Origin of the sequence: Mycobacterium kansasii ATCC 12478, assembly GCF_000157895.3 — a bacterium.
Lineage (GTDB): Bacteria > Actinomycetota > Actinomycetes > Mycobacteriales > Mycobacteriaceae > Mycobacterium > Mycobacterium kansasii.
In genome coordinates this window covers 2221407-2246331 of the sequence record NC_022663.1, presented here as the reverse complement: position 1 = coordinate 2246331, position 24925 = coordinate 2221407, and the positions used below count along the sequence as shown (strand labels likewise).

25 protein-coding genes are annotated in these 24925 nt (G+C 65.6%); 8 read left to right on the top strand and 17 right to left on the bottom strand.

The genetic code is table 11. The features are described 5' to 3' along the window. Window positions 1–55 precede the first annotated feature (55 nt). Window positions 56–1234 carry an acyl-CoA dehydrogenase family protein gene (locus tag MKAN_RS09570; protein ID WP_023367685.1) on the top strand — a complete coding sequence of 393 codons (1179 nt, stop codon included), beginning with the start codon at window positions 56–58 and terminating at the stop codon, window positions 1232–1234. A gap of 20 nt (window positions 1235–1254) precedes the next feature. Here MKAN_RS09570 and MKAN_RS09565 read toward each other — a convergent pair whose 3' ends face one another. The 4 genes from MKAN_RS09565 to MKAN_RS09550 are packed head-to-tail and all read right to left on the bottom strand — an operon-like array spanning window position 1255 to window position 4946. Continuing rightward, complete coding sequence (locus MKAN_RS09565) at window positions 1255–1734, bottom strand: nuclear transport factor 2 family protein (RefSeq protein WP_161940154.1); 480 nt, start codon at window positions 1732–1734, stop codon at window positions 1255–1257. 22 nt (window positions 1735–1756) lie between these two features. After that, on the bottom strand, window positions 1757–2515 hold the full coding sequence (locus tag MKAN_RS09560) for an SDR family oxidoreductase (protein ID WP_023367681.1): 759 nt from the start codon (window positions 2513–2515) through the stop codon (window positions 1757–1759). Then, entirely contained in the window at window positions 2512–3309 is a 798-nt protein-coding gene (locus tag MKAN_RS09555) for an enoyl-CoA hydratase/isomerase family protein (protein ID WP_023367679.1), read from the bottom strand. Before MKAN_RS09555 ends, MKAN_RS09560 begins: the two co-directional genes overlap by 4 nt. After that, window positions 3306–4946 carry an AMP-binding protein gene (locus tag MKAN_RS09550; RefSeq protein ID WP_198036518.1) on the bottom strand — a complete coding sequence of 547 codons (1641 nt, stop codon included), beginning with the start codon at window positions 4944–4946 and terminating at the stop codon, window positions 3306–3308. Before MKAN_RS09550 ends, MKAN_RS09555 begins: the two co-directional genes overlap by 4 nt. Before the next feature lie 121 nt (window positions 4947–5067). Here MKAN_RS09550 and MKAN_RS09545 point away from each other — a divergent pair, with 121 nt between their 5' ends. Further along, entirely contained in the window at window positions 5068–5706 is a 639-nt protein-coding gene (locus MKAN_RS09545) for a TetR/AcrR family transcriptional regulator (protein ID WP_023367675.1), read from the top strand. A 259-nt stretch (window positions 5707–5965) separates the two neighbouring features. Here the strand turns inward: MKAN_RS09545 and MKAN_RS09540 are convergent, their stop codons facing one another. Continuing rightward, window positions 5966–7939 (bottom strand): PPE family protein, encoded by a 1974-nt coding sequence (locus tag MKAN_RS09540; protein WP_036393760.1) that lies wholly within the window; start codon window positions 7937–7939, stop codon window positions 5966–5968. Between the two features lie 254 nt (window positions 7940–8193). Between MKAN_RS09540 and MKAN_RS09535 the strand changes: the two genes are divergently transcribed. The 3 genes from MKAN_RS09535 to MKAN_RS09525 all read left to right on the top strand — a co-directional run bounded on the left by MKAN_RS09535 (window position 8194) and on the right by MKAN_RS09525 (window position 10910). Continuing rightward, window positions 8194–9342 carry a thiolase family protein gene (locus MKAN_RS09535; protein WP_023367671.1) on the top strand — a complete coding sequence of 383 codons (1149 nt, stop codon included), beginning with the start codon at window positions 8194–8196 and terminating at the stop codon, window positions 9340–9342. Window positions 9343–9471: 129 nt separating this feature from the next. Next, on the top strand, window positions 9472–10725 hold the full coding sequence (locus tag MKAN_RS09530; protein WP_036393968.1) for a cytochrome P450: 1254 nt from the start codon (window positions 9472–9474) through the stop codon (window positions 10723–10725). Next, window positions 10722–10910, top strand: coding sequence for a ferredoxin (locus tag MKAN_RS09525; protein WP_023367667.1), 189 nt, complete (start codon window positions 10722–10724; stop codon window positions 10908–10910). Before MKAN_RS09530 ends, MKAN_RS09525 begins: the two co-directional genes overlap by 4 nt. Before the next feature lie 123 nt (window positions 10911–11033). On the opposite strand, the gene MKAN_RS09520 is transcribed toward MKAN_RS09525, so the two are convergent. The 4 genes from MKAN_RS09520 to MKAN_RS09505 form a co-directional block, all read right to left on the bottom strand. Continuing rightward, complete coding sequence (locus MKAN_RS09520) at window positions 11034–11225, bottom strand: ferredoxin (protein ID WP_023367665.1); 192 nt, start codon at window positions 11223–11225, stop codon at window positions 11034–11036. A gap of 10 nt (window positions 11226–11235) precedes the next feature. After that, window positions 11236–12441 carry a cytochrome P450 gene (locus MKAN_RS09515; protein ID WP_036393965.1) on the bottom strand — a complete coding sequence of 402 codons (1206 nt, stop codon included), beginning with the start codon at window positions 12439–12441 and terminating at the stop codon, window positions 11236–11238. Between the two features lie 97 nt (window positions 12442–12538). Continuing rightward, on the bottom strand, window positions 12539–13429 hold the full coding sequence (locus tag MKAN_RS09510; protein WP_023367661.1) for an alpha/beta hydrolase: 891 nt from the start codon (window positions 13427–13429) through the stop codon (window positions 12539–12541). Continuing rightward, window positions 13426–15090: a thiolase C-terminal domain-containing protein gene (locus MKAN_RS09505; protein ID WP_036393960.1), complete on the bottom strand. Its 1665-nt coding sequence runs from the start codon at window positions 15088–15090 to the stop codon at window positions 13426–13428. Before MKAN_RS09505 ends, MKAN_RS09510 begins: the two co-directional genes overlap by 4 nt. Before the next feature lie 107 nt (window positions 15091–15197). On the opposite strand from MKAN_RS09505, the gene MKAN_RS09500 reads away from it, so the two are divergent. Together MKAN_RS09500 and MKAN_RS09495 are read left to right on the top strand one after the other, a co-directional pair. Beyond that, window positions 15198–15974: an enoyl-CoA hydratase/isomerase family protein gene (locus MKAN_RS09500; protein WP_023367657.1), complete on the top strand. Its 777-nt coding sequence runs from the start codon at window positions 15198–15200 to the stop codon at window positions 15972–15974. 148 nt (window positions 15975–16122) lie between these two features. Beyond that, complete coding sequence (locus MKAN_RS09495) at window positions 16123–17418, top strand: acyl-CoA dehydrogenase family protein (RefSeq protein ID WP_023367655.1); 1296 nt, start codon at window positions 16123–16125, stop codon at window positions 17416–17418. A 26-nt stretch (window positions 17419–17444) separates the two neighbouring features. On the opposite strand, the gene MKAN_RS09490 is transcribed toward MKAN_RS09495, so the two are convergent. Genes MKAN_RS09490 through MKAN_RS09475 form a run of 4 tightly spaced genes read right to left on the bottom strand, consistent with a single transcriptional unit; the run spans window position 17445 to window position 20780 of the window. Beyond that, window positions 17445–18422, bottom strand: coding sequence for a phosphotransferase family protein (locus tag MKAN_RS09490; protein ID WP_023367653.1), 978 nt, complete (start codon window positions 18420–18422; stop codon window positions 17445–17447). Further along, window positions 18410–19195, bottom strand: coding sequence for an SDR family NAD(P)-dependent oxidoreductase (locus MKAN_RS09485; protein ID WP_036393956.1), 786 nt, complete (start codon window positions 19193–19195; stop codon window positions 18410–18412). Before MKAN_RS09485 ends, MKAN_RS09490 begins: the two co-directional genes overlap by 13 nt. Next, window positions 19192–19488: a ferredoxin gene (locus MKAN_RS09480; RefSeq protein ID WP_023367649.1), complete on the bottom strand. Its 297-nt coding sequence runs from the start codon at window positions 19486–19488 to the stop codon at window positions 19192–19194. Before MKAN_RS09480 ends, MKAN_RS09485 begins: the two co-directional genes overlap by 4 nt. Next, entirely contained in the window at window positions 19485–20780 is a 1296-nt protein-coding gene (locus MKAN_RS09475) for an NADH-ubiquinone oxidoreductase-F iron-sulfur binding region domain-containing protein (protein WP_023367647.1), read from the bottom strand. Before MKAN_RS09475 ends, MKAN_RS09480 begins: the two co-directional genes overlap by 4 nt. Before the next feature lie 37 nt (window positions 20781–20817). On the opposite strand from MKAN_RS09475, the gene MKAN_RS09470 reads away from it, so the two are divergent. Continuing rightward, window positions 20818–21291 carry a hypothetical protein gene (locus tag MKAN_RS09470; RefSeq protein ID WP_023367645.1) on the top strand — a complete coding sequence of 158 codons (474 nt, stop codon included), beginning with the start codon at window positions 20818–20820 and terminating at the stop codon, window positions 21289–21291. Window positions 21292–21296: 5 nt separating this feature from the next. On the opposite strand, the gene MKAN_RS09465 is transcribed toward MKAN_RS09470, so the two are convergent. The 4 genes from MKAN_RS09465 to MKAN_RS09450 are packed head-to-tail and all read right to left on the bottom strand — an operon-like array spanning window position 21297 to window position 24890. Beyond that, complete coding sequence (locus MKAN_RS09465) at window positions 21297–22184, bottom strand: alpha/beta fold hydrolase (RefSeq protein ID WP_023367643.1); 888 nt, start codon at window positions 22182–22184, stop codon at window positions 21297–21299. Then, window positions 22181–22585, bottom strand: coding sequence for a Rieske (2Fe-2S) protein (locus tag MKAN_RS09460; protein WP_023367641.1), 405 nt, complete (start codon window positions 22583–22585; stop codon window positions 22181–22183). Before MKAN_RS09460 ends, MKAN_RS09465 begins: the two co-directional genes overlap by 4 nt. A 1-nt stretch (window position 22586) precedes the next feature. Continuing rightward, on the bottom strand, window positions 22587–23732 hold the full coding sequence (locus MKAN_RS09455; protein WP_023367639.1) for an amidohydrolase family protein: 1146 nt from the start codon (window positions 23730–23732) through the stop codon (window positions 22587–22589). Between the two features lie 57 nt (window positions 23733–23789). Further along, a complete protein-coding gene (locus tag MKAN_RS09450; protein ID WP_036393952.1) occupies window positions 23790–24890 on the bottom strand; it encodes an amidohydrolase family protein in 1101 nt (366 codons plus the stop codon). Window positions 24891–24925: the final 35 nt, after the last annotated feature.

Below are 24925 nucleotides of genomic sequence, written 5' to 3'. Positions count from 1 at the left end.
GCCGGTGACAATCATGCGATTCTGCGTCTGCTCGCGCTGAAGGAAGGTGGGTGGGATGGATTTCGAGCTGACCGGCGACCAGGAGTTGATCCGCCGGTCGGTTGCGGAACTGGCGCGCAAGTTCGACGACCACTACTGGACGGAAAAGGACCAGGCGCACGAATTTCCGACGGAGTTCTATCAGGCCATAGCTCAGGGCGGCTGGCTGGGTATGACGATTCCGGTCGAGTACGGTGGGCACGGCCTGGGCATTACCGAGGCGACGATATTGCTCGAGGAAGTCGCCAAATCGGGCGGTGGCATGAATGCCGCCAGCTCCATTCACCTGTCAATCTTCGGCATGCAACCGGTCGTGGTGCACGGCTCGGCGGAACTCAAGGCGCGCACGCTGCCGCGGGTCGCAACCGGCGAGGTACATGTGTGCTTTGGAGTGACCGAACCCGGTGCCGGGCTGGACACCTCGCGCATCACCACGTTCGCCAAACGCGACGGCGATCGCTATTTCGTCAACGGACGCAAGGTGTGGATCTCCAAGGCGATGGAGTCCGACAAGATCCTGCTGCTGACCCGCACGGAGTCGCTCGACGACGTCGAAAGACGGGGCGCCAAGAAGACCGACGGCATGACGCTTTTTCTCACCGACCTCGACCGCAGCCGGGTCGACGTCCGGCCTATCCGCAAGATGGGCCGCAACGCCGTCAGCTCCAACGAATTGTTCATCGACAACCTCGAAGTACCGGTGGAGAACCGAATCGGCGAGGAAGGCAAGGGTTTTCAATACATCCTGGACGGGCTGAACCCCGAGCGGATGCTCATTGCCGCCGAGGCGCTCGGCATCGGCAGAGCCGCTCTGGACAAGGCGGTCAAGTACGCCACCGACCGCGAGGTGTTCGGCCGGCCGATCGGCATGAACCAGGGCATCCAATTTCCGCTGGCGGATTCGCTGGCCCACCTGGACGCCGCCGAGTTGATGTTACGCAAGGCAACGTGGCTCTACGACAACGGCAAACCGTGTGGGCGCGAAGCGAATACCGCCAAGTACCTGTGCGCCGACGCCGGCTTCACCGCGGCCGACCGGGCGTTGCAAACCCATGGCGGCATGGGATATGCGGAGGAATATCACGTCGCGCGCTACTTTCGCGAGGCTCGGCTGATGAAGATCGCACCGATCAGCCAGGAGATGATTCTGAATTTCCTTGGGGAGCATGCCTTGAAGCTGCCGAGGAGCTATTAGCGGGCGCCGTCCGGCGCAACTCAGGTGTTGCTCTGGTCGATCCCGAGCACCCAGCGGCTGAACCGCCATACCCCATGCTGCTTGACCGCCGTGAATTCGTAACAGGCCGTCAGGTCGGCGGTGGGCGGGCCGCCGTCACGGATCGCGAAAACCTGGACATAGCAGTGTCCGCTCGCCTCGGTGGCTGTTTGGCTGGTGAACCACACCGAGTCGATCGCATGGCGCCGACGGTTGTTCTCGGCGTTGAACGCCGCTTTCCGTGCTGCCGCAAGGGATGCCACCGTATCCATGTCGGCCGACAGGGTGTGGTCTTCTTGCACCAAGAACAGTTCCGGTGACTCGGTGAACAAGCCGCGATGCTCGTCGAGGTGGTCTTGGTCGTAGAGATAGGCGTAAGCGCCCAGCAAATTGATGATCGCCAAGCGGTCGGCAGCATCGAACGTCGCATCGCCGGCGTCCATCGTTTCGACCGGCGTCGTGCTCAACATGGGTACCTCCACAATCTCATTGTCAATTCGGTCACTAGCGGATGGATGACCCGATGGAGATGCCGCCATCCACGTCGAGCACGACACCGGTGAGGTAACCGGCAGCCGGCGAGGCAAGGAATGCCGCGGCCTCGGCGATATCGTCGGGTCGGCCGACACGTTTCATGGGAATCTTGCCGATCAGTTTGCTGCGGGCTGCGCCATCCATCGAGGCCAGCATCGGGGTGTCGATCAGACCGGGCGCAATCGCGTTGGCGGTGATGCCGTGCCTGGCGCCTTCGAGGGCGATGGCGCGGGTCAGACCGACGATTCCGGCTTTTGCTGCGACGTAATTGGTCTGACCGAAGTTTCCGCGCCACGACATCGATGAGAAGTTGACGATCCTGCCGTAACCCTGATCCGTCATCGGCCCGAATGCGGCGCGGGCACAGTAGAATGCGCCGCTGAGGTTGACCGCCAGGACGGAATGCCAGTCGTTGTCCGCGATGTTTTCCAGGCGGTTGTCCCGGATGATGCCGGCGTTGTTGATCAGCACATCGAGACGGCCAAATTCCGTGGCGATCTTAGCAATCCAATCGTCAACCGAGCCGGAGCAGCTAACGTCGACGACATCGCAACGCATCGGACCGCTGACCCGCGCGGCAATCGAGTCGCCGGCACCGGCGAGAGCATCTGCGCGGACGTCGGCCATTGCGACGGCGGCGCCCTCAGCTGCGAACCGCTGGGCCATGGCCAGCCCGAGCCCTCGGGCCGCACCGGTGATCGCGACGACGCGGCCGACATATCGGTTCATCGGACTTCTCGCTGGCTGACCCGGTGCTGCAGAAATGCCCGGACGGCTGCCGGAGGATGGCCGGTATCCCAGTGTTGCGCAAAGGCTTCGAGCTCTACCTGCAGCGCGCGGACGGTATCCGCCGAGTCGATCCGATGCAGCAGCGCCTTGAGGCTGCGCTGGGCGGGCCCGGCACGTTCGGCCAATCGGGCACAAACCGTTTCGGCCGTCTCGTCGAGCCGATCGGGGGGAACGACCCGCAGGATCCAGCCCGCGTCGGCGAGTTCGCTCGCCGGCAACAGTTCACCGGTGAGCAGCAGCCACCGGCACCGGCCATGCCCGACCGCACGCGCCAGCCGCATGCTGGAGCCGGCGGCCGGGAGCAATTGATTGTTGAGGTGACCGTCGCCGATCATGGTTCCTGCTGCGGCGATGACGACGTCACAGGCCAAGGCCAATTCCAAGCCTCCTGCGACGACGTGCCCGTGTAGGACCGCTACCCACGGCACCGGGCTGGCCTCGATCCGGCTGAAGCAGTCCGACACCGTCTTCAAGAAGTGCACCGGATTGTGGCCCCGCTGGTGCAACTCAAGAAAATGACGGAAGTCGCCGCCCGCGCAGAAGCTGGGCCCGTTGCCGGCCACGGCCACCACCGCGGTCTGTGGGTCAGTCTCGGCGCGGGTGATCTGCTCGGTCAGCGCCTCGACCAGCTCACGGTTGAGCGCGTTGCGTTGCGCCGGTCTGTTGAGCCGCAGCCATCGGACCGCGCCGCGCTGCTCGACCTGCAGGCAACCGTCAGTCCCGTTGCCGCTCATGTGGTTTGCGGCTCTGCTGCTTCTTGGCGTTGCCGGCGCAACACCGACCGCTGAACTTTTCCGCTGCTGGTCTTGGGCAGTTCGTCGACGAAGTGCACCTGCCGCGGGTACGCGTGGGCGGCGTAGTTGTCTTTGACGAAACGCTGCAACTCGGCCGGGAGTTCTGCCGACCGCGGGTGGTTGCCGCGCAGCACGACGTAGGCCTCGATCACCTCGCCGCGAACCTCGTCGGGTGCGGCCACCACGCAACATTCGGCGACAGCCGGATGCCGCGACAGCACCGACTCGACGTCTGCCGGGCCGATGCGATAGCCCGCCATGATGATCACGTCGTCGTCGCGCGCGAAAAAGAAGAAGTCTCCGTCGTCGTCGACGCGGGCGATATCACCGGTGAGGTAATAGCGGCGATCGGCGCTGAACCGGCCGCCATGAGCCTGATCCTGGTAGCCGGTGAATGTCAGCAAAGGACTGGCCGCCACGTCGATGGCGACGCGGCCCAGAACGCCCGGAGGCGCCGGCCGGTCATCGTCGCCCAGCACGGTCACCGACCACCCGGGCAGCGGGCGGCCCATCGACCCGGGTTTGACCGGTCGCGCCAGTTCGGGGTGATGGTGGTTACCCATGACCATGCCGAGTTCGGTTTGACCGAAGTGGTCGTGCACCAGCAAGCCCAGTGCCCGGCGCGCCCATTCGTTGACTTCGGCAGTGAGCGGTTCTCCGGCGCTGGAGGCGCGGGCGAGGTGAAGGTCGGCGGGCAGCACCGTCGACGACGCTCGCAGGCTGCGGAAAACCGTTGGGGCAGCAGCGAAATTGGTGACCCGGTGTTCGGAGAGCGTCCGCCAAGTCGACTCGGCACTGAAGCCTCCCCGGAGCAGAATGCTCGAGATGCCGGCGGCCATGGGTGCGGCGATGGCGGTGTAGAGCCCGTAGGCCCAGCCCGGGTCGGCCGCACACCAGAAGCTGTCGTCGGACGTCACGCCCAGGCTGTATTCCAGGTAGGCCTGAAAACCGGCCAGATAGGCCACGGGGTGCACGACACCCTTGGGTTTTCCGGTGGTGCCGGATGTGAACATGTGGACCAGCGCTCCGTCGCCACCGACCGCGACACGGTCGACCGGCTCCGGTGCAGCCGCCGCGACGGCGTCGGCCAGCAATCGGTCGCCGTCGGGCGTGACCGGCGCGGCGCCCGTGACCAGGACCGTCCGGTGGGCGCTGGGGGCCAGCTTGTGGCGTTGGTCGGGGTCGGCGACCACCAACACCGCGCCGGACCGCTCCAGACGTTCGGCGATTGCGTCGGCCCCGAAGGCGGTGAACAACGGTACGTACACCGCGCCGAGCCGCCAGGTGGCCAAGATGGTGACGACGAGATCGACGCTCTTGCCCATCAATGTCGCCACGCGATCGCCCCGACGTACGCCCGCGGCGCGAAAGGCCTGCGCGGAGCGGTGGGACGCGGTGGCGAGCTCGCCGAACGTCATGGACACCGACCCGCCGTCGCCGACCACGGTGAACGCGATGCGCTGGGCCGGATGGCGATCGCAGAGCAACCATGCGACGTCGGCGTGCGCGTCGGAAAACTGTTCTCGGAGCTCGTCGACTCGTTGCCGGGAGTTCATCCGTTCACCGAGTGGGTACATATTGACGTACAATAGTACCCATTAAGTTACCAAGGCTGGGAATATGGTTACAGCTGGCTGTGTTGTGCCCCCAGCCGGTCAGTGCGCTCCGAGACGGCCGCCCGCACCGGATAATGAGGCGATGAGTACGGCGGCCGACGGTGGCGCGTTCGACGACAGCGGGTCCGTTCGGCGGCGCCGGGTCGACCAGCGGCGACGCGCTCGATTGCTTGCCGACCTGGAAGATCTGTTGCTCGCCGAAGGCTTCAAGAACCTGACCGTCGACGACATCGCGCAGCGGTTGCGCTGTTCCAAAGCCACGCTGTACAGCCTCGCGGGTAGCAAGGAACAGCTCTCCGTGGTCATCACCAGGCAGTTCTTCCGCAACGCCACCGCCGAGATCGAGGAGGCCGTCGCCACCGTCACCGATCCCCGGGTGCGCATCTCGGTCTATCTCGCGGCGATCGGATCGGCGATGAACCGCTGCTCGCCCAGCTTCTACGCGGACATGAAGAGCTATCGCCCCACCGCCGACATCTACCGGGTGAATTCCGCCGCCGCCGCACATCGGGTCCAGCAATTCATTGCCGACGGTATCCGTGCCGGCGCGCTGCGCGACGTCAACGGGCTCTTCGTCGGACAGCTGATCGCTCTGGCGATCGACGGCGTGCAATCGGGCGCGCTGCTCGACCCCACCGGGCTCACCGCGGGCCAGGCGTACCAGGAAATCGCCGACCTGTTGCTGCACGGACTCAACGCATCGCCGGCGTCGGCTCGCTGAGGCCTCGTGCTGGGGCGGGCCGAGCTCGCGGCCATCGCGTCGACTCGCTGAGGCGTCCACGGACCGAAGCTGCCTAGGAGCCATTGAGGGCCTTGCCAACCGTCCAATCGTGCGGGATCTCGAAGCGGTGCAGGCAGGGTACAAACGCAGGTCCACTCATTCGCGTTATTCCGGCTGGCCGACAACTGGGCGTACTGGTGCTAGCCGCCGGGTTCCGGCGCCGAAACGTGCGTTGCAGTGGGTCGGGTTGCCAGATTCGTTAGTGGAAGAAACCCGACAGTGAGGTTCCGGTGTTGAAGCCACCCGAGCTGAGGGTAGCCGAGTTCGCCACGCCGGAGGTGCCGATGACGATGTTGGGGGCGGAGTTGGCGATGCCCGCGTTACGGGCGCCCGTATTTCCTATGCCAACGTTGGCAAAGCCCGAATTGTTGATTCCCACGTTGGAGGCGCCCGAGTTATTGATACCCGAATTCACGCCACCGACGCCCGCGTTGAAGAAGCCCGAGTTGAAGCCGCCGGTACTGGTGTTGAAGAAGCCCGAGTTGTTCGCGCCGGTATGACCGAAGCCCGAGTTCGGGCCCACCGAACCCAAATTACCCACACCCGTGCTCAGGTTCGTCGAGTTGAGAAAGCCCGTGTTGATGTTGCCTGAGTTTCCCCACCCCGTGTTGGTCATACCGGCATTCCCGAAACCGGTATTAACGGTTCCCGAGTTTTCCCAGCCCGTATTTTGGATGCCCGCGTTGCCGAAGCCCGCATTGACATTTCCCGCGTTTCCGTAGCCGGCATTCAAGATGCCTGCGTTCCCATAGCCCGCGTTGAGGCGGCCTGCGTTCCCGAAGCCCGTATTGGTATCGCCCGCGTTCCCGAAGCCCGTGTTGGTGAAGCCCGCGTTCCCGAAGCCGGTGTTGCCGCCGCCCGCGTTCCAAAAGCCGCCGTTGGTGGCTCCCGAGTTCCCGAACCCGACATTGCCGTTGCCCGAGTTGAAGAAGCCCACGTTGTTATTGCCCGAGTTGAAGAAGCCGATATTGTTGTCGCCCGAATTCCCGAAACCGATGTTGTTGTTTCCCGAATTCAGTCCGCCGATACCCACCTGGTTGTTGCCGGTGAGCCCGAAGCCCACGTTGTTGTTGCCGTGGTTTCCAAAGCCGACGTTGTTGCTGCCGAGGTTACCGCTACCCAGGTTGAAGTTGCCGAGATTTCCGCTGCCTAGGTTTGTGCTGCCGTTGTTCCCGTCGCCGACGTTTCCGGGGCCGATGTTGCCGCCACCGAAGTTTCCGTTGCCGATGTTTCCGAAGCCGAAGTTGCCGGTGCCGAAGTTGCCGGCGCCCATATTGGCGGTGCCGTTGTTTCCGGCGCCGGCGTTTCTGATGCCGATATTTCCGTCGCCGAAGTTTGCGGAACCGAAGTTTCCGTTGCCAACGTTGATGTTGCCCTTGTTCCCGCTGCCCAGGTTGGCGTTGCCGATGTTCCCGCCGCCCAGGTTGGCGTTGCCGGTGTTTCCGCTGCCCAGGTTGGCGTTGCCGATGTTCCCGCTGCCCAGATTGGAATCACCGGTGTTTCCGCCGCCCAGCTGTAGGTTGCCGTTGTTCCCGACGGGTGTGGCGGCCGCTGCCCCGGCCGCCGCACCGGCTGCTGCGGAGCCAGCCGCGGGGTTTTGCGCCGCAGCCGCGGCAGCGCTGGCAGGTAGGCCGAGCACGCCCGACAACGCCTGCTGCAGACCCCTCTGCCATGACTGCAAGTGCGCCGCCGCCGCCGACGCTCCGCCGTGATAACCCACCATCGCGGCAACATCGGCAGCCCACATCTGCTCGTACTGGGCCTCCGCCAAGGCAATCGCCGGCGCATTTTGACCGAACACATTCGACAACACCAACCGCACGAACGCATTGCGATTGGCCGCCACCGCCAACGGGTGAACCATGGCCACGCGAGCCGTCTCGAACGCGCTCGCCACGGCTTTGGCCTGAGCCGACGCCGCCGCAGCCCGGGCCGCCGCCGTGCTCAACCATCCCGAGTAGGGCGCAGCCGCCGCCACCATTGCCCTCGACGCCGCACCTTGCCACGCCTGACCCGCCAACCCCGCGGTCACAGACCCGAACGACTCCGCTGCCGAGCCCAACTCAGCGGCGAGGCTGTCCCAGGCCACGGCGGCCTCCAGCATCGGCGCCGAGCCCGCGCCAGCAAAGATCCGCAACGAGTTGATCTCGGGTGGCATTACGGAAAAATTCATGACAGTCGCCTCTTTTCCGGCCGGCGTTCCATGAGACTGGCCAGCGCGGGTAGCGCCTCCCAAACGCCATGTGGGCGACCACGCCAACTCGAGCACCTTGGCAGGAAGAGATTTTACGTCACACGCCACACCACATCAGGGTTTCGTTGAGATACGTTCGATGGACCGCCGAATGTTGCAAGGCTTCTTTTACTGGGTTTACTGGCTTTACTGGTCGGTGGGGCAGGTACCGGTATCGAGATCGGAGCAGACGCGTGCGGGAAACAGTCATCGTCGAAGCCGTCCGTACCGCTGTGGGCAAGCGCAACGGCGGACTGTCCGGCATCCATCCCGCCGACCTGTCCGCGGTCGTGCTCAACGAACTGCTGGAGCGCACCGGGGTCAGCCCGGAAATCATCGACGACGTGATCTGGGGCTGCGTGTCGCAGGTGGGCGACCAGTCCAGCAATATCGGCCGCTTCTCGGTCCTGGCGGCGGGCTGGCCGGAGAGCATTCCGGGCACCACCGTCAACCGGGCGTGCGGATCCAGCCAGCAGGCCCTCGACTTCGCGGTGCAGGCGGTGATGTCTGGCCAGCAGGATGTCGTGGTGGCCGGCGGTGTCGAGGTGATGAGCCGCGTGCCGCTCGGGTCCGCCAGGGCAACGGGGATGCCGTACGGCCCGAAAGTGCTTGCCCGCTATGACAATTTCTCGTTCAACCAGGGCCTGTCGGCGGAGCTGATCGCCAAGAAGTGGGGCTTGTCCCGTAGCCGGCTCGACGAATACTCGGCGTTGTCGCACGAGCGGGCCGCCGCAGCCCTGGACGGCGGCGCCTTCACCGGGCAGATCGTCCCGGTCTTTGGCGACGACGGAGCCGTCGTCAACGCCGACGAGGGCGTGCGGCGCGGCACCACCGTCGAGAAGCTGGCCGCCCTCAAGCCGGCGTTCGTCGAGGACGGAGTGATCCATGCCGGCAACTCGTCGCAGATCTCCGATGGCGCGGCGGCACTGCTGGTGACGACGTCGCAGATGGCGCTGGAGCTGGGCTTGACGCCGATCGTGCGGTACCGCGCCGGCGCGGTCACCGGTGCGGACCCGGTGCTCATGCTGACCGGACCGATTCCGGCGACCGAAAAGGTGCTGCGCAAGTCCGGCATCGCGCTCGACGAGGTCGGCGTGTTCGAAGTCAACGAGGCCTTTGCCCCGGTGCCGCTGGCCTGGCTGGCCGAGACCGGCGCCGACCCGCGCCGGCTGAATCCGCTGGGTGGGGCGATCGCGCTCGGTCACCCACTGGGCGCCTCCGGCGCGGTGCTGATGACTCGCATGGTTCATCACATGCGCGACAACGGAATTCGCTACGGCCTGCAGACCATGTGCGAAGGCGGCGGCACGGCCAACGCCACCGTGGTCGAGCTGATGAACTAAGGCCGCCATTTCGGCATGTCCCGTCGCCGTATTCGCGGTCAGCGCGAGGTCACGTTGACGCCGGCCACCTCCTATGGAAATGTCATACTCATCAGTGAGAGGGAGGTTCTCGTGAGTGATTACGGCGAGATGGACTTCTTCCGCGACAAGCGGCTCGTCGAGAATCCGTACCCGTATTACGAGGCGCTGCGCGAGCGCTGCCCGGTGACCCGCGAAGGCCACTACGGGGTGACCATGGTGACCGGCTGGGATGAAGCCGTGGCGGTGTTGAACGACGCCGAGACGTTTTCGTCTTGTATCTCGGTGACGGGGCCATTTCCGGGCTTCCCGGTGCCGCTCGAGGGTGACGACGTCACCGAGCTGATCGAGCAGCACCGCGACGAGCTGCCGTTCAGCGACCAACTGCCCACCCTGGACCCGCCGACACACACCAACCATCGCGCCCTGTTGATGCGGCTGATCACCCCGAAGCGTCTCAAGGAAAACGAGGACGCCATGTGGCTGCTGGCCGACCGGGTGCTCGACGGGTACCTGGCTGCGGGACAGGGCGATTTCATCAAGGACTTCGCGAGCCCGTTCACGCTGCTGGTCATCGCCGACTTGCTCGGTGTTCCCGACGAAGATCGCGGCACCTTCGTCACCAACATCCACCGTCACGCGGGCGGCGGTGTCGGCGGCACCGGTGACAAACCGTTGGCGCACAACCCGCTGGAATTTCTCTACGGAACCTTCGCCGACTACGTCCGCGACCGCCGCCGCCAGCCCCGCGACGACGTGCTCACCGGCCTGGCGACCGCCACCTTCCCCGACGGCTCCATTCCCGATGTCGAAGACGTGGCCCGGGTCGCCTGCAATGTCTTTTCGGCGGGGCAGGAAACCACGGTGCGGCTGTTGGGTGCGGCCTTGCAGGTCATCGGGGAGCGCCCCGACATCCAGGCGCAGTTGCGCAGGGACCGCAGCCTGATCCCGAACTTCATCGAGGAGGCGCTGCGCATCGAGAGCCCGGTCAAGGGCGACTTCCGCTTGTCCCGGGTACCGGTCAACGTGGGCGGTGTCGACCTGCCGGCCGGTACGACGGTGATGGTTTTGCAGGCCGCGGCCAATCGGGATCCGCGCCGGTTCGCCGAGCCCGCCACGTTCGACCCGGAACGCAAAAACGCCCGCCAGCATCTCTCGTTCGGGCGAGGGATCCACAGCTGTCCCGGTGCGCCGCTGGCGCGTGCCGAAACCCGGGTGGCAATCGAGCGGCTGCTGGACCGGACATCGGAGATCAGGATCGACGAGCGGATGCACGGCCCCACGAAAGACCGCCGCTACCACTATGTTCCGACTTACATTCTGCGCGGTCTCACCGAGCTGCACCTGGAGTTCACGCCGGCATGAGGGTGTGGGTGGACGACCAGTGCTGCCGCGGGCACGGCATGTGCCTGACGCTGTGCCCCGAAGTCTTCAGACTGACCGACGACGGTTACGCCGAAGCGATAACCTCGGATGTGCCAACGGAATTGGAGGCGGCTGCCCGCGAGGCCATCGAGTGCTGTCCGGAGCAGGCGATCAGAGAGCGCTGACCGGCTCAGCCGGACAAGCCATCGAGGCCGGCCGCCCCGGCGGCACCGGTCCGGCCCGCGGCGCCGGCAATTGCGGTGGCACTGCCTGTTCCGCCGCCACCGCCACCAGCCGGGAAAGGCTCGCTAGTCGCCAAGCGAAATCGCTTGGCGGGGGCACTGCCGCACCGCCTCGCGCACCAGCGCCTCGTTTTCGGGAGTGACCTCCGGCTGCAAGACGGTCAGCATGTCGTCGTCGCCGACCCGGAACACCTCCGGGGCGATGCCCATGCATACCGCGTTGCTCTCACACAGATCCCAATCGACTTCGATTCTCATTGCGGCCTCCTCACCGCAGCACCCGCACCGGCACGTTCTGCCAGCCGAGGACATTTTGCATGTGGACCCTGTTGCAGTTTGCCCAGTCAACCTCGTAGCGAGGCATGAAGTCCAGCAGCTTCTCCAGCGCGATTGCGCTCTCCATCCGGGCCAGCGCCGCGCCCAGACAGCTGTGAATCCCGTATCCGAAGCCGAGATTGGTGGCTTCGTGCGGGTCGCGGTCGATGTCGAATCTGTCGGGATCGGTCCAGGCTTGCGGATCGCGGTTGGCGGCGCCGTTGATGAGGAACACCGGCTTGCCGGCCGGGATCGTGACACCGTGCAGTTCCACGTCTTTCATCGAACGGCGGACCTGATACTGCGACGGCGCCTCATAGCGCAGCAGTTCCTCGACCGCGGCGGGAATCTTGCTGCGATCGTCGAGGAGCTTCTGCCATTGTTCGGGAAACCGCGCGAACACCACCGGGGCGTTGCCGACGAGCTTGGTCACCGTCTCGGCGCCCGCCCCGCCCAATAATGTTGCAAAGCCTGCTATTTCGAGGTCGTCGAGCTTGGTGAGCTGTCCGTCGTCACGTTCGATCTCGGCGTTGATCAACTTGGTGAACAGGTCGTCGCGCGGTTCGGAGCGACGTTGCTGGACCAAGTCGTAGTAGAGCATCGCCGTGTTGATGTTGGCTTGCATGCCCTTTTCGCCGACCTCCACCTGCCCGGGCTCGCGGTGCAGCGACTCGTCGATCCAATGCCGCACTTGCTGGGCATATTCCTCGGGCACGCCCAGCATGGTCGTGATCACTTCGACCGGGAACGGGCCGGAAAACTCCTGCACCGCGTCGAAACCATTGGGATCAACCGCGCCCAGGTACTTGTCGATCTTGTCGATGACCGTCTGCCGCTGCGACTGGATGGCGCGCGGCGTGAAGACCTTGTTGAGCAGGCTGCGCATGTGGCGGTGCTCGGGGGGATCCATGAAGATGATCGCCTTGTGCGGCGACGGCTGCCCGGTTCGCACCATCGCAAGGTCGATTCCGTAGGCCGACGAGTACGTCTGGAAGTCCTTGAGGCCCGCGGCTACATCAGCGTGGCGAGTGAGCGCGTAGAAGTCGTATTCCTCGCTGTAGTAGACCGGCGCTTCTTCCTGCATCCGCCGGTAGGTGTCCCAGGGGCCGTTGAAGAATTCTTCGGAGAACGGGTCGAAGACAATCTTCGAGGTGGTCATGGCACACTCCTTGAGCACCGGGTGGCGGGCGGGATCGTTACGACTGAGCGTTCGACTGTAACGGTAACGGTAGCGGCTTGCGGGCGGGTGGGAAACATCAACCGGCCTCCTGATCGTCGGCTGTCGCCGGGGGTAGTTCCACGCACTCCTGCACAAACGCAAAGACCTTGCGGTGATAGTCGGCGGCGCTGTGACCGAGACTGAGATTGTGCCCGGCCTCGTCCTGCAGGTCGCTGACGAAACATGCTGCCGCCGAGAACATGTCGGCAATTTCGGCCAAGGCCTGCGGGTCTGATCGAAAGACGTTGTCGTGGCGGCCGAGGGTGAACCGCACCGGGACCCGCACCGCAGGTGCCAGCTCGGGGAAATCCCGGTGCGACCAGTTCAATGCCACGCTCCGTTCGTAACGGGGGGCGACGGACGAGTTGGTGATTGCGCTGATGATGTCGGCCGGATACAACCGCATCGGCTCCCACAACAGCTCGCGCACCCCGGGTGGGCGGTCCTGTTGGGCGGCCGCTCGCATGACTTCCTTGGCGGCCGGGTGGTAGCGCCGTCCGGTGCCGCCCAGTTCGAGGCCGAGCAGCCCGGCGGCGAGCGGGCTGGCGGCCATCCGCAGCACCAACTCGCAGCCACCGGAATGGCCCATCAGGAACAGGCCCGCGCCGCGCGGGCGCGGTCCCAGGATGCGCTCCACGGCTCCGAAGGCAAGCTCAACCCGCTGCTGCGGACTGTGCACGGCTTCGGGATACGGCGCCGAGCTGCCGTGGCCGGGGCGGTCGAGTGCGACCACGGTGAAACCCAGCGTCGCGCCGAGCCGTAGCAATGACAGCTGCGGGTGGCCGGGACAGTCGAAATAGGTCGACGTGGTGCCGCCGCCATGCAGGGCCACGATGACCGCCCGGGGATCTTGGGCCTCGGCGACCAGTCCGGACATCGGCACGCCGTCGACCATGACCACCCGGGGACGCACGGTTGCCCGGTTCATGCGTCAGCCCGCAACAGGAGCACACCGCTGGGCGTCAGGCCGCCGCTGCTCACCACGCCGACGCGGGCGCCGGCGACCTGGCGTGCGCCGGCTTCGCCGCGTAGCTGGCTGACGGCCTCGTGCAGCAGACCCATTCCGTGGGTGCGGCCGTGCGAGAGCTGGCCGCCGTGAGTGTTCAACGGCAGCACGCCGTCGCGGGCGATGTTCTTGCCGCCGTCCAGGAATTCTTTGGCTTCACCGATTCCGCAGAATCCCAGGGCCTCGATCCAGGACAGGCAATTCATGGTGAACCCGTCGTAGAGTTCGGCGACGTCGACGTCGGCAGGCCGCAGCGAGGTGCGGGTCCACAGGTGCGCGGCCTGGCCCAGCACCTGCGGTTCGTGCGTGAGAGTGCTTTGGTCCCAATCGATTCGCTCGATGATCTGCGTCCCGACGGCTTCCACCAGCACCGGGGGCTTGGCCAGGTCGCGGGCGGCGTCGACCGCGGAGACGACGACGGCTATCGCGCCGTCGCACGGGACGTCGCAGTCGTAGAGACCGAAGGGTGTAGTGATGGGCCGCGCGTTCAGATAGTCGGCCATGGTCATCGGTGACCGATAGATCGCGGTGGGGTTGAGTTCGGCGTTAGCCCGCTGGTTCAGCGCGATCCAGCCCAGCGTTTCTTTGGTGGTGCCGTAACGGTGACAGTGCCGTTGCGCGTTGATCGCCAGGGTGTGCGCGGCCGAGGTGGCGCCGAACGGGATCTGCCAGCTGGTGGTGCGGCCCCCCGATCCGAATGGCGGGGCGACCCTGCCCTGTTTCATCAGCTCGTTGAAGGTGGCTTCCCACAGGGTCCGGAAGCACAGCACGTGGCGAGCCAGACCACCGGCCACCGCGAGCATCGCCGCGATCACCGATCCGCCCGGGCCGAAGGTTTCGATGCCGCCGTTGTGCCAGGTGGGCCGGATGCCCAGCGCCGCCTCCAGGGCGGTCACCCCGCCTTCGCCGAACCCGCCGAGATTGCCGCCGCCAGGGTAGGTCGACAGTCCGTCGATGTCGGCGAAACTCAGCCCGGCGTCGGCGATGGCGGCCTCGCAGGCGTCGACCGTCAGTGACAGCGGCGCCACCATCAGCCGGCGCCCGATGGCCGACATGCCGATGCCGGTGAGGGCGACCTTGTCCTCGAACTTCGTCGTCGTCAGCATGGGACGGACGTACTCGCCGAAACGGTGTGGCTCGATGTCGTCGCCCGGCAGTGCAGCCGACGCCTCGGCAGTGGCCGGCCGAAACAACGGTAGCCAGACGTCCTCGATCTGCTCGAAGACCACGTCGACGGGTTGACCGAGCTGCAGCCGATCCGGCTCGCACTCCACGATATTGGTGGTGAGCCGCACCCGGGGGTCTTCGGCGATCGACACCTGCGCCACCACATACGGCGCCGGCAGACCGGGCAGGCTGAACCGGTGGTTGACGGTGAACCCGGCCAGCGTCGCCCGGCCCGACACGGCACGCACGTCCGTTTCACGGGATCGGCAATAGCGACACACCGGCGCGGGCGGATGGATCAGCGCTTCGCAGGCCGAACAGTGCTGGAACCGGAGTTGGCCGTCCGCGCCTGAGGTCCAAAAGAATTCGTTCTCGGCGGTGATCTGGGGCAGCGGACGTCCCGGTGCTGCTGACAACTTCACCTCCGCGGTGAATCTGGTAGCCGCGTTATGCGAATACGAGAATTACGTTATCATCTTGGCACAGCCCCTTCCGGGGGTCGACACCATCGAGCGGGTCTGATGTGACGGAGACGTTGGTCAAGGAGACGCCTCGCTCCGGTGTCGTGGTGATCCGCCTCAACCGGCCCGAGCGGTTGAACGCGATCAATGACGCGATGTTGGCGGAGTTCACCCGGACGTTCGCTTCCCTTGCCGCCGACGCGTCGGTCAAGGCCGTGGTGCTCACCGGCGCGGGCCGCGGCTTCTGCTCCGGCATCGACGTGCGCGACTTCGGGGCCGGCGCGCCGGATGCCGGCGACCCGGCCATCGACCGAATGCGCTTTCAGGAGGCAATGGCGTCCATACCGCGGGCCATCCGCGACCTGCCGCAGCCGGTTATCGCGGCCGTCAACGGACCCTGTGTCGGTGCGGGACTGGCGTTGTGCCTGGCTGCGGATATCCGGATCTGTTCGGCGGCTGCGACATTCGGCAATGCGGCAATCCTTTTGGGGTTGTCGGGGGCCGAGATGGGGATGAGCTATCACCTGCCCCGCATCGTCGGCACCAGTGTGGCCGCGGACTGGATGCTGACCGGCCGTACCGTGTCCGCCGCCGAGGCCGACCGACGAGGGTTGGTGAGTCAACTCGTGGCACCGGAAGGGCTGTTGGACCGGGCACTCGAACTGGCGGGCCGAATCGCCGAACTCGCGCCGTTGGCCGTCGCACTGACAAAGCGTGCGCTGCAGGTGAATACGGACGCTACCGGGTTGGCTGCGGCCCTGGAGCTGGAGAATCGCAATCAAGTGATCAGTCACGCCACCGAGGAGGCCGCGGCCCTTCGTGGGAAATGGTCGACATGAGCCGGCCTTCGACGGCAGGCGGTCGAAACTGCGCTCAGCGCGCGATCTCGTGGCGCTGGCATGATCTGTGCGCAGTATCGATGCCGCCACCGCAGGCTCGAGCCCAAGTACGTCAGTGAGCTGACCACCAGAGCGAAGGGATTGGCGCGTGGCGTGGGACTTTTCCACCGACCCGGAGTGGGCGGCACAGCTGGAGTGGGTCGACGACTTCGTGCGGTCCGAGTGTGAGCCGGTCGACTTGCTGGTCAAGGAATCCCACGACCTCAACGACCCGGTGCGCCGGGCGCTGATTCCACCGCTGCAGCAGATCGTGAAGGAGCGTGGCCTCTGGGCCACCCATCTCGGTCCGCATCTGGGTGGACCGGGATATGGACAGTTGAAATTGGCGCTACTCAACGAGATCCTGGGCAGATCGGAATGTGCGCCGATCGTGTTCGGTTCGCAGGCACCAGATTCCGGAAACAGCGAAATCCTGGCTCACCACGGCACTCTTGAATTGAAGAAGCGATACCTCGAACCGCTGCTCGACAACCGAATCGTGTCGTGCTTTTCGATGACCGAGCCGCAGGGCGGCGCCGATCCGAAGGTGTTCACCACCGAAGCGGTGCAGGATGGCGACCAGTGGGTCATCAACGGCGAGAAATGGTTCTCCTCGTTCGCGCAGCTGGCGTCCTTCCTAATCGTGATGGCAGTGACCGACCCGCAAGCCCCTCCGTACCAACGTCATTCGATGTTCGTGGTTCCTGCCGAGACGCCGGGGATCACCATCCTGCGGGAGGTGGGACTGGGCTATCAGCCGATCGGCGGTGGTCGCGAGTGCTATGTGCGGTACGAGAACGTGCGCGTGCCGGCCGACCATATGCTCGGCCCGCGGGGCGGCGCTTTCGTGGTCGCCCAGACCCGGCTCGGCGGTGGCCGCATCCACCACGCCATGCGCACCGTCGGGTTGGTGCGCCGCATCTTCGACATGCTGTGCGAGCGCGCCGTTTCCCGGCGCACCCAAGGGGAGTTGCTCGGCGACAAGCAACTGGTGCAGGAGATGATCGCCGACTCCTGGATGCAGATCGAGGCGTTTCGCCTGCTGACGTTGCAGACCGCCTGGAAGATCGACCGGCACAACGACTATCAGGCGGTCCGCGCCGACATCTCGGCGGTGAAGGCGATGATGCAACAGGTCCTGCACGACGTGTCGGCACGGGCATTGCAGTTGCACGGTTCCCTGGGCACCACCCATGAGATGCCGTTCGTGCAGCATCTCGTCGAGTCGTTTGTGCTCGGGCTGGCCGACGGGCCTACCGAGGTGCACAAGACCACCTTGGCAAGGTTGCTACTCAAGGGCCGTAAGCCGGCTCCGGACATGTTCCCGTCTGAGCACCTACTGCGGCTGCGGCAGGCTGCCGAGGAGAAGTACGCCGCGAAGCTCGCCGGTATTCCTCGGACCTAATCCACCCTAATCCACCCTAATCGACCCTAATCGAGCAAGATGCAAGCTCGAGACAGCAAGTGCGGCAACACTTGCGCCATAGCCTCCACGTTGGCGTCGGGCCGGTGGCGCCGACGGTTGTGCTTGACGATCAGCGACCAGGTCGCTGCGGATTTGAAGCACGCCAGCGCCTGAAACCAGGCGAGATCGGGCAGCCGATATCCCGCTGCCGCGCAATATATCGACACCAGCTCGGCGGGGCTCGGCGTTGCCCCGGCATAGGGGGTGGCGCGTTGATACGTTTGCCGATCACAGTTGATGAGAAACCATCCGACGTCAACCCGAGGGTCACCCACCGACCAGATCTCCCAGTCGAGCACCCCGGTGATCCTGCCGTCGACGGCACGCAGATTGCCCAGCCGAAAATCGCCATGGACCACGGCGGGAGGCAGCGGTGGCGGCGCTGCGGCGCGCAACGCCTTGCCGAGGTCTATCCACCCCGCCGCCAGCGTCGGATCCACGGTTTCCAGTGCGCGACACCAGCGATCGATCTCGGCTTCCGCCCCGACGATCGGTTCGCTTCCCAGTCCGATGGCAGCCGGTTGGATTCGGTGCAGCTGCGCCATGGTGGCCGCGGCGCTCCGAAAGCGCTCGGCCACAATGTCTTCGCTCTCACACGCGCAGTCAAGATCGAACAGCGGCTCCAGCGAGCTGCCGTCGATCCAGGACATGACGAACAGGGGAGGTATTTCAGGAGGGTCGCCGGCATCCGCCCACAACACGTCGGGGACGGGTACGGGTGTGGCGCGGAGTGCCTTGATGATGCGGCACTGGCGCAGCACGTCGCGATTCCGAGTCGGCTGGATTCCGGGCGGAGCCATCTTCACCACGACCCGATCGCCCAGGCGTTGTCCGGCGTAGGTCAGGCTGGAAGCGCCACCGGTCAACGGACGCAGGTCCTCGATGTGTGCGGGGGCAAGTCGCCTGCGCAGCCGCTCGAGGTCAGGGTCGGTCAGCTCAACCATCCCAGTTCGCGCAGGAATGGCTGCGTGTGAGCGATGCGACCGGTCAACGACTTCGGGTCGCCGGTGCACAGCTCCAGCGCCGTCTGGACGATCAGTTCGATGTCCTCGGTGTCGGACTTGGCCAGATCGAGGCGGCCCGCGCCCGGCGTCGCCACCGGCTTTGACGGGGCGGCCGCGTTGACGGCGATGCCGTCGTCATACAGTTCCGCGGCAAGGCTTTTCGTGAGCCGGTTCAGCGCGGCCTTGACCGTGCCATAGATTCCGAAGCCCGCGCTGCGGTCGAAGTCGTCGAACGGCGGCCCGCCGGGCAGGTCTGCGCCGACGGAGGTCACGTTCAGCACCCAGCCGCGGCGCCGCTCTCGCATGGCCGGGATGGCCAGTTGGGTGAGGTGCAGGGGGGCAAGCACATGCATCTCCATCATGAGTCGCACCCGCCGCTCCGGGAACTCGTCGAGCGGTCGCAAGAACGTGACGGCCGCGTTGTTGACCAGGATGTCGGGGGCGCCGAGGCGGTCGACGACTTCGGCGAAGAGTCGTTCTCGTTCTTCGGTTTTCGACAGGTCAGCCGCAACGGCGATGGCCGCACCGCCGTCGGACGTGATCTGTGCCAGCGTTTCCCGAAGGCAGCCCCGGTATTTCGGATCCGGATCCATGGTTCGGGCCGTGAGAGCAACCGCGGCTCCCTCGGCGGCCAGTCGCTGGGCGATCGCCTTGCCCAGACCCCGGCTGGTACCCGTCACCAAGGCGATCAGCCCGGCGCAGCGTCCGGTCAACGCGTGAATCCCCACTGCGCTTCGTTGGACTCGGTCTTGAGATGCTCGGCCGGATCTTCCGGGCTGGCGGCGAACGGATGAGCGACCTCGGGTGGGCGGTCACCGATTTCGGTGATGGCATGCACCGGGCAGTCCATCAGGGCACGCATGACCGCCTCGCGGTCCGCTTCGGCGACGGTGCCGTCCCCGACCAAACACGCGTATCCCCAGTCGTCGAGTGAGAAGTAGGACGGGGCGTGCTTGGCGCATACGCCGAAGCCGTCGCAGACGGTGCGGTCAAGACGGATTCTCACGCGATCACCGCTGTGGCCTGGTAGGGACGCTCGGCGCGAAAAGCGCCGGCACTGCATTGCCGGCAGTCGCCGCTCAGATGGCGGGCCACCTCGTCAGGGAACTGGCCGAGCAGTGTCCCGGCAACGTTGGTCGCGGCATCGAGCGTCGCGCAGGCGCCGCGCCCGCGCAGCACCACAGACCAGCGTCGCAGCCGGTCAACGTCTTCGGGTGTCGCGGCGGAGTCGCGCAGCGCCGAAGCGACGGCGGCCATGGCAGCCGTGCCGTTGAAACACGAACCGCACTGCCCGGCGTTCTCGCGGTCGAAGTAGGCCAGCACCGAAGCGGCAACCGCGACCGGGCAGTCGTCGGTGATCACCGATATCGCGCCGCAGCCCAAACCGCTGCCGGCTCGCCGCATCGTCTCGTGGTCCAGGGTGGTATCCAGCACGCTGCGGTTGAGTAAGCCGGCGAAGTAGCCGCCCATCAGGGTTCCGCGCACCTGTTCGGATGAGACACCATGCAGCGCAAGCAATTCGGTGAAACGCAATCCGTGCGGGAGTTCGTAGAGCACAGGCGGGCGGTTGGCTCCGGCGACGGTGGCCAGGAATGTCCCCGGCGATGACGGCGTGCCCTGGGTCCGAAACGCCGAAGACCCGCGCTGCTGCAGGTAAGGCAAATTGGCCAGGGTCTCCACATTGCTTACCAGGGTGGGCCGTCCGCGTACGCCGACTTCGTATGGACGTGGCGGTTTGTCGGTCGGTTTGGCCGGGCCGCCGTTGATTGCGCGGACGGCCGCGGTCTCCTCGCCGGCCACATACCCGGGCGGCACCGTCCACACGCTGATGCCGACGCCGCCGAGTGTGTCGGAGCCCAGCTCGGCGAGAGCGGCCTCGGCACCGCGCGCCGCGTCCGGGTCGGACACGTACACATAGCCGCGTTTGGCGCCGACGATCGTCGCGGCCAACCGCAGCCCGTCCAGCACCAGGTGCGGGCGGTTACGCAGCAGCCAGCGGTCCTTGATCGAAGTCGGCTCTCCCTCTTCGCCATTCGCAACGACGACGGCGCCTCCGGCGGCACGCCCATTGCGCCGTACCGCGCGCAATTTCACCCCGAGCGGGAAGGCGGCGCCGCCCCGGCCGAGCAGTCCGGCGGATTCGATTTCGTGGAGCAAGGTGTCCGCGTCGGCTAGCGGTCGGTATCCGCCCTGCTCCCGATAAGCCGCGATGTCCTCGGGTTCGCGGCTCTCCCGCAGCAGCCGGGGCGGGCTGCCCGGCCAGGCTGCGGTCCTGAATACGGTGTCGGTGGCTTCCATCGATTAACCTGCCATCGCTGCGGTTACGCTTGCCCGTATGCGGACTGCGGTGGTGCGGGTCAACGTCGACCCGACCGGTGCGCTGGCGGATGCGCGGTTACGCGAGGGCATGGCCACGCTCCGCGGGCTCCTTGCCGGGGTCGGCGCCGACTTGGTGGACAACGACCTCGGGGCCAGGCCGGGCGGTCGCCGCGACCTCGAACTGCTCATCGCCTGCGAGGACGTCGAAGCCGCCAAGAAGAAGGCAATCGACCTGTGCGCCAAGGCCTTCGACACTGCGCCCGTGGCCGGGGTGGTCACCTTCATCAGCCGGGGCACCGACGACGACGCCCATGGTGTGCTGTCGGCTTTCGGACTCACCGGTGAGGTAACCCGCCGGCTCGACGATGATGGCTTCGACATCGTCTACGTGACACTGCGCGAAGCCGACCTGGGACGCGTCCCGGAGAGCCGGATCCACACCGCGCTCGAGGCGTCGCTCAACTGTGAGGTGCATATCCGCAGCACGTGAGCGCATCACGTGCCCAGGAATTCGAGGATCGCGGGCGCGGCCTGCACCCAGGTGTCGAACATGTTGAAGTGCTTTACCTTTCCGGCTGCGCGTTCTTCAGCCGCACGCTCCCAGGCGTCCTCCGGCCACGGCGGATCGATCAACGTGGATCCTTTGATCAGGCAGCTCACCTCCAGCGAGGTGCGCTTGGGGTGATCCCAGTCGTTCTCACCGCCGCGGATGATCAGCGTGGGAACCTTGATGCGGCCGAACATTTCGTCGTCGACTCCGGGGATCGTCTGCCCCGGCTTGGGTACGAACGCGTTGAGCCAGCGCAGCATGACGGTGAGGAATTCGTCGGCGTTCAGATCGAGGAACCGCTGCTTGTTGGCCGGGTTCTGGTCGATGCGCTCGCGCCACTCGGGTACCTTGAGCAGCCCCTCGATACCCGACCAGCGCACCGCCTGGATACTGGGCAGCACGTAGTAGGCGCCCAGCTGGTACATGCCGTACACGCCGCCGACGATGTTCCACACCACCAGCTTCTCCACCAGCTCGGGATAGAGCATCGTCGTCAGCATGGAATCGCGTGCCCCGCCGGAACCGCCGGCGATGATGCAACGGTCGATCCCGAGGGCGCTCAACAAGCCGCGCAGCGTTTCGGCACGCATGTGCGACTCGCTTTGACCGTAGAACTGCACATCGGAGGCACCGCAATTCGGCCTGTCCCACAACAGGACCCGATAGCCACCGTCGACCAATGCCTCGGCCAGCGGACGCAGGCCGGGAATATCCTTGCCGAACCGGCCGCCGGGTGTCAGGACAATGAGATCGCCTGACGCGCCGATGATCTCGTACACCACGTTGCCGCCGTCCACCTCGACGGCACAGACCTGACTCTGCCGTGGAGTCATGCCATCACCAGGACGTCATTGCCCACCACCCGGACCGGGTAGGTTCGAATACTCCACTCCGGTTTGACCGCCGTTGTCCCGGTTGCCAACTCGAAACCCCATTGGTGCCAAGGGCAGTAGATGAATTCCAGATCGCGGACCATGACCGCGTCGCCGGGGGCGCTTTCGTCCACGATGGTGCGGCCCCGGGCGCGGCCCGAGCACAGCGGGCCGCCTTGGTGCGGACAGTAATTCGCGATGGCGTAAAAGGTGCCGTTGACGTTGTAGACGCCTACGCCGTGCCGCCCGATCGGCACCAGTTTGTGGGTGCCCGGCGGGATCTCGTTCACCGTCGCGACGACGTGTTCGCGGCCCTGGGCGAGGCGGGCCGGTTTGGGTTGCCCCGCAATTTCAGCGGTCAATTCAGAGCACCCGCGTCTGGCCCTCGAGGACCGGCACCGACTCCGGCAGATGATAGGTGGCGATGCCGTTCTTGTACATCACCGCATCCCGGGCGGCCTTGGGCAGGTGCTTGACCAACCAACGTGGGTCGTCGAACGTCCAGTGCGGGTAGTCCGACGAGAAGAGCAGGATCTTCTCGCACTCCATCCATTCCAGCGCCCGGGTCAGTTCGGTCTTGTCTTCCGGGTAGTCCAGCGGCTGGGTGGTGAACTTGATGTGTTCCTTGACGTACTCCGACGGCTTGCGCTTGATGTCCACCCGAGACTTGCGCGCCGCATAGATCGCATCCATGCGCCACATCAACGGCAGAATCCAGGTGAACGCGTGCTCTACGAACACGATCCGCAGTGTGGGGAACCGGTCGAAGACGCCGTCGAAGATCAGGCTCATCACCTGGTTGGCGGCCAGCAGCGAGTAGGTCACCATGAAGTCGTGGTTATAGCTGGGAAAACCCACCGGCGGTGTCGGCAGCATCTCGTAATTGCTACGCGACAGGTGACAGCTCACGGTGATGTCGTGCTTGGTCGCGGCCGCCCAGATGGGGTTGTACATCGGGTGACCCCATGACGGCCGCGGCTCGGCCTTGATCAGCACCTGCGCCATGTAGGGGTGCCCGGCCCACTCCTCGATCTCCCGGGCGGCCCCCTCGGGGTCCTCGACGGCGGCGCAGATGGAACCGCGCCAGCGCTGATGCCAGTTGTTGTGGCTGTCGAGCCAGTGATTGGCCTGCCAGTGATTGAGTGCGGTCGAATAGGCCTGGTGGGCTTCGGGCAGGCGCGGTGTCCGGCCGCCGGGCTCGAGGATCGCGATGTCGGAGCCGGCCTCCATGATCAGCTGGCGAAAGGCCATATCCGGGTCGCTGCCGGGGAATTCGCCGTCGGGCGGGAAGGTGTCGACGCGCATCGCGAAACTGTGGGCGTAGTCGGGGGCGTCGTAGTAGATCAGCTCGCCGACCTTGTGGTCGAGGAAGTACTTGCTGCGCCACGGTTCCGGGATGTACTGGGTGATTTCACCGCGTCTGGGCACCGGGTGAACGTCGGAGTCGACGCACCGGACGGCGATGCGCTCGGCTGCGGGAACCCGTTCGTGTAGATGGGTCAGCGTCATCGTGATCTCCTCAGTCCCGTCTCATCCCCGTGTCATCATTGTGCGACTGCGGGCCGGCTAACCTCTAGCGACATCGACAGGAATCTCGATCCCGTAGAGGCCGGCGGCGTTGCGCCAGCACAGCTTCTCGCGCTGGTCGGCGGACAGCGCCGTGGGAAGCTGCCGGATGTCCCCGACGTCATGGCACTGCCAATGCGGATAGCTGGAGCCGAACATCACCATGTCCTCCTTGCCGGTGAAAGCCAGCCACTCACCGGCGAAGTCGGCATCACCGGGACCGTCGAGTCCGCCCTGCACGAAGTACACGTGACCGGGCAGATAGTCGCTCGGTATCCGTGGCGCCCAAGGGGTTTGTTCCAGGTGCGGCCGGCCGAACACGTCCATCCGCCAGATGAACGGTGTCACGAAGTCCGCGGCGCCGTCGGCCCAGACGAACTTCAGGTTGCCGAATCGCTCGAACACCCCCTCAGCGATCATGTTCATCAGGTGGTAGAGGTAGTTCAGCGCCATGAAGCCGACGTATTGCTCGTAGGTGCGGGTGTGCCCGGACGGCGTGGGCGGAAATCCGATGCCTTCGCCGGATTCGATGTGAACCGCCACCGGCAGGTTCGCGTCGGCCGCGGCCTCCCACAGCGGCCAGAATTGCGGCTTGCCATAGACCTCGCGGGATTGCAGCGGAACGCCGATCTGAACGACGCGGGGGTGGGAGCGCCACTTTTCGATTTCGCGGACTGCGCCGGCGATGTCGTCGGGGTTGACCCGGATGGTGCCGCGGAACTTCTCACCGAATTCGTCGTGTTCGAGCCAGCGCGACACCATCATTTCGTTGTGGGCGGCGTGCAGCGCGCTGCCGAGGTGCCGGTCGGGCATGATGCCGCGGCCCATCGGATGCAGGATCGCCACGTCGACACCGCGTTTGGAAAAGAGTTCGTCGGCAACGAGTTCCACGCTCGAACCCGGGTATTCGCGGTTCGGTCCCTCGGCGTTCGGCGCGTACTCGCCGCCGGGTGCCCCGTACCAGTCCATCTCGTAGTCGGGAAAGCCGCGGCTCTTGAACGGCTCGCGCAGGAAGCCGCGCAGGTCTTTGTTGGACGGAAAGAAGATGTGCACACTGGCGTCGATGACCGGCGTGCGCGTTCCCTCGGCATCCTCGATCACGAAACCCACCCTCCGGCTCCGGCGACGACGAGCCC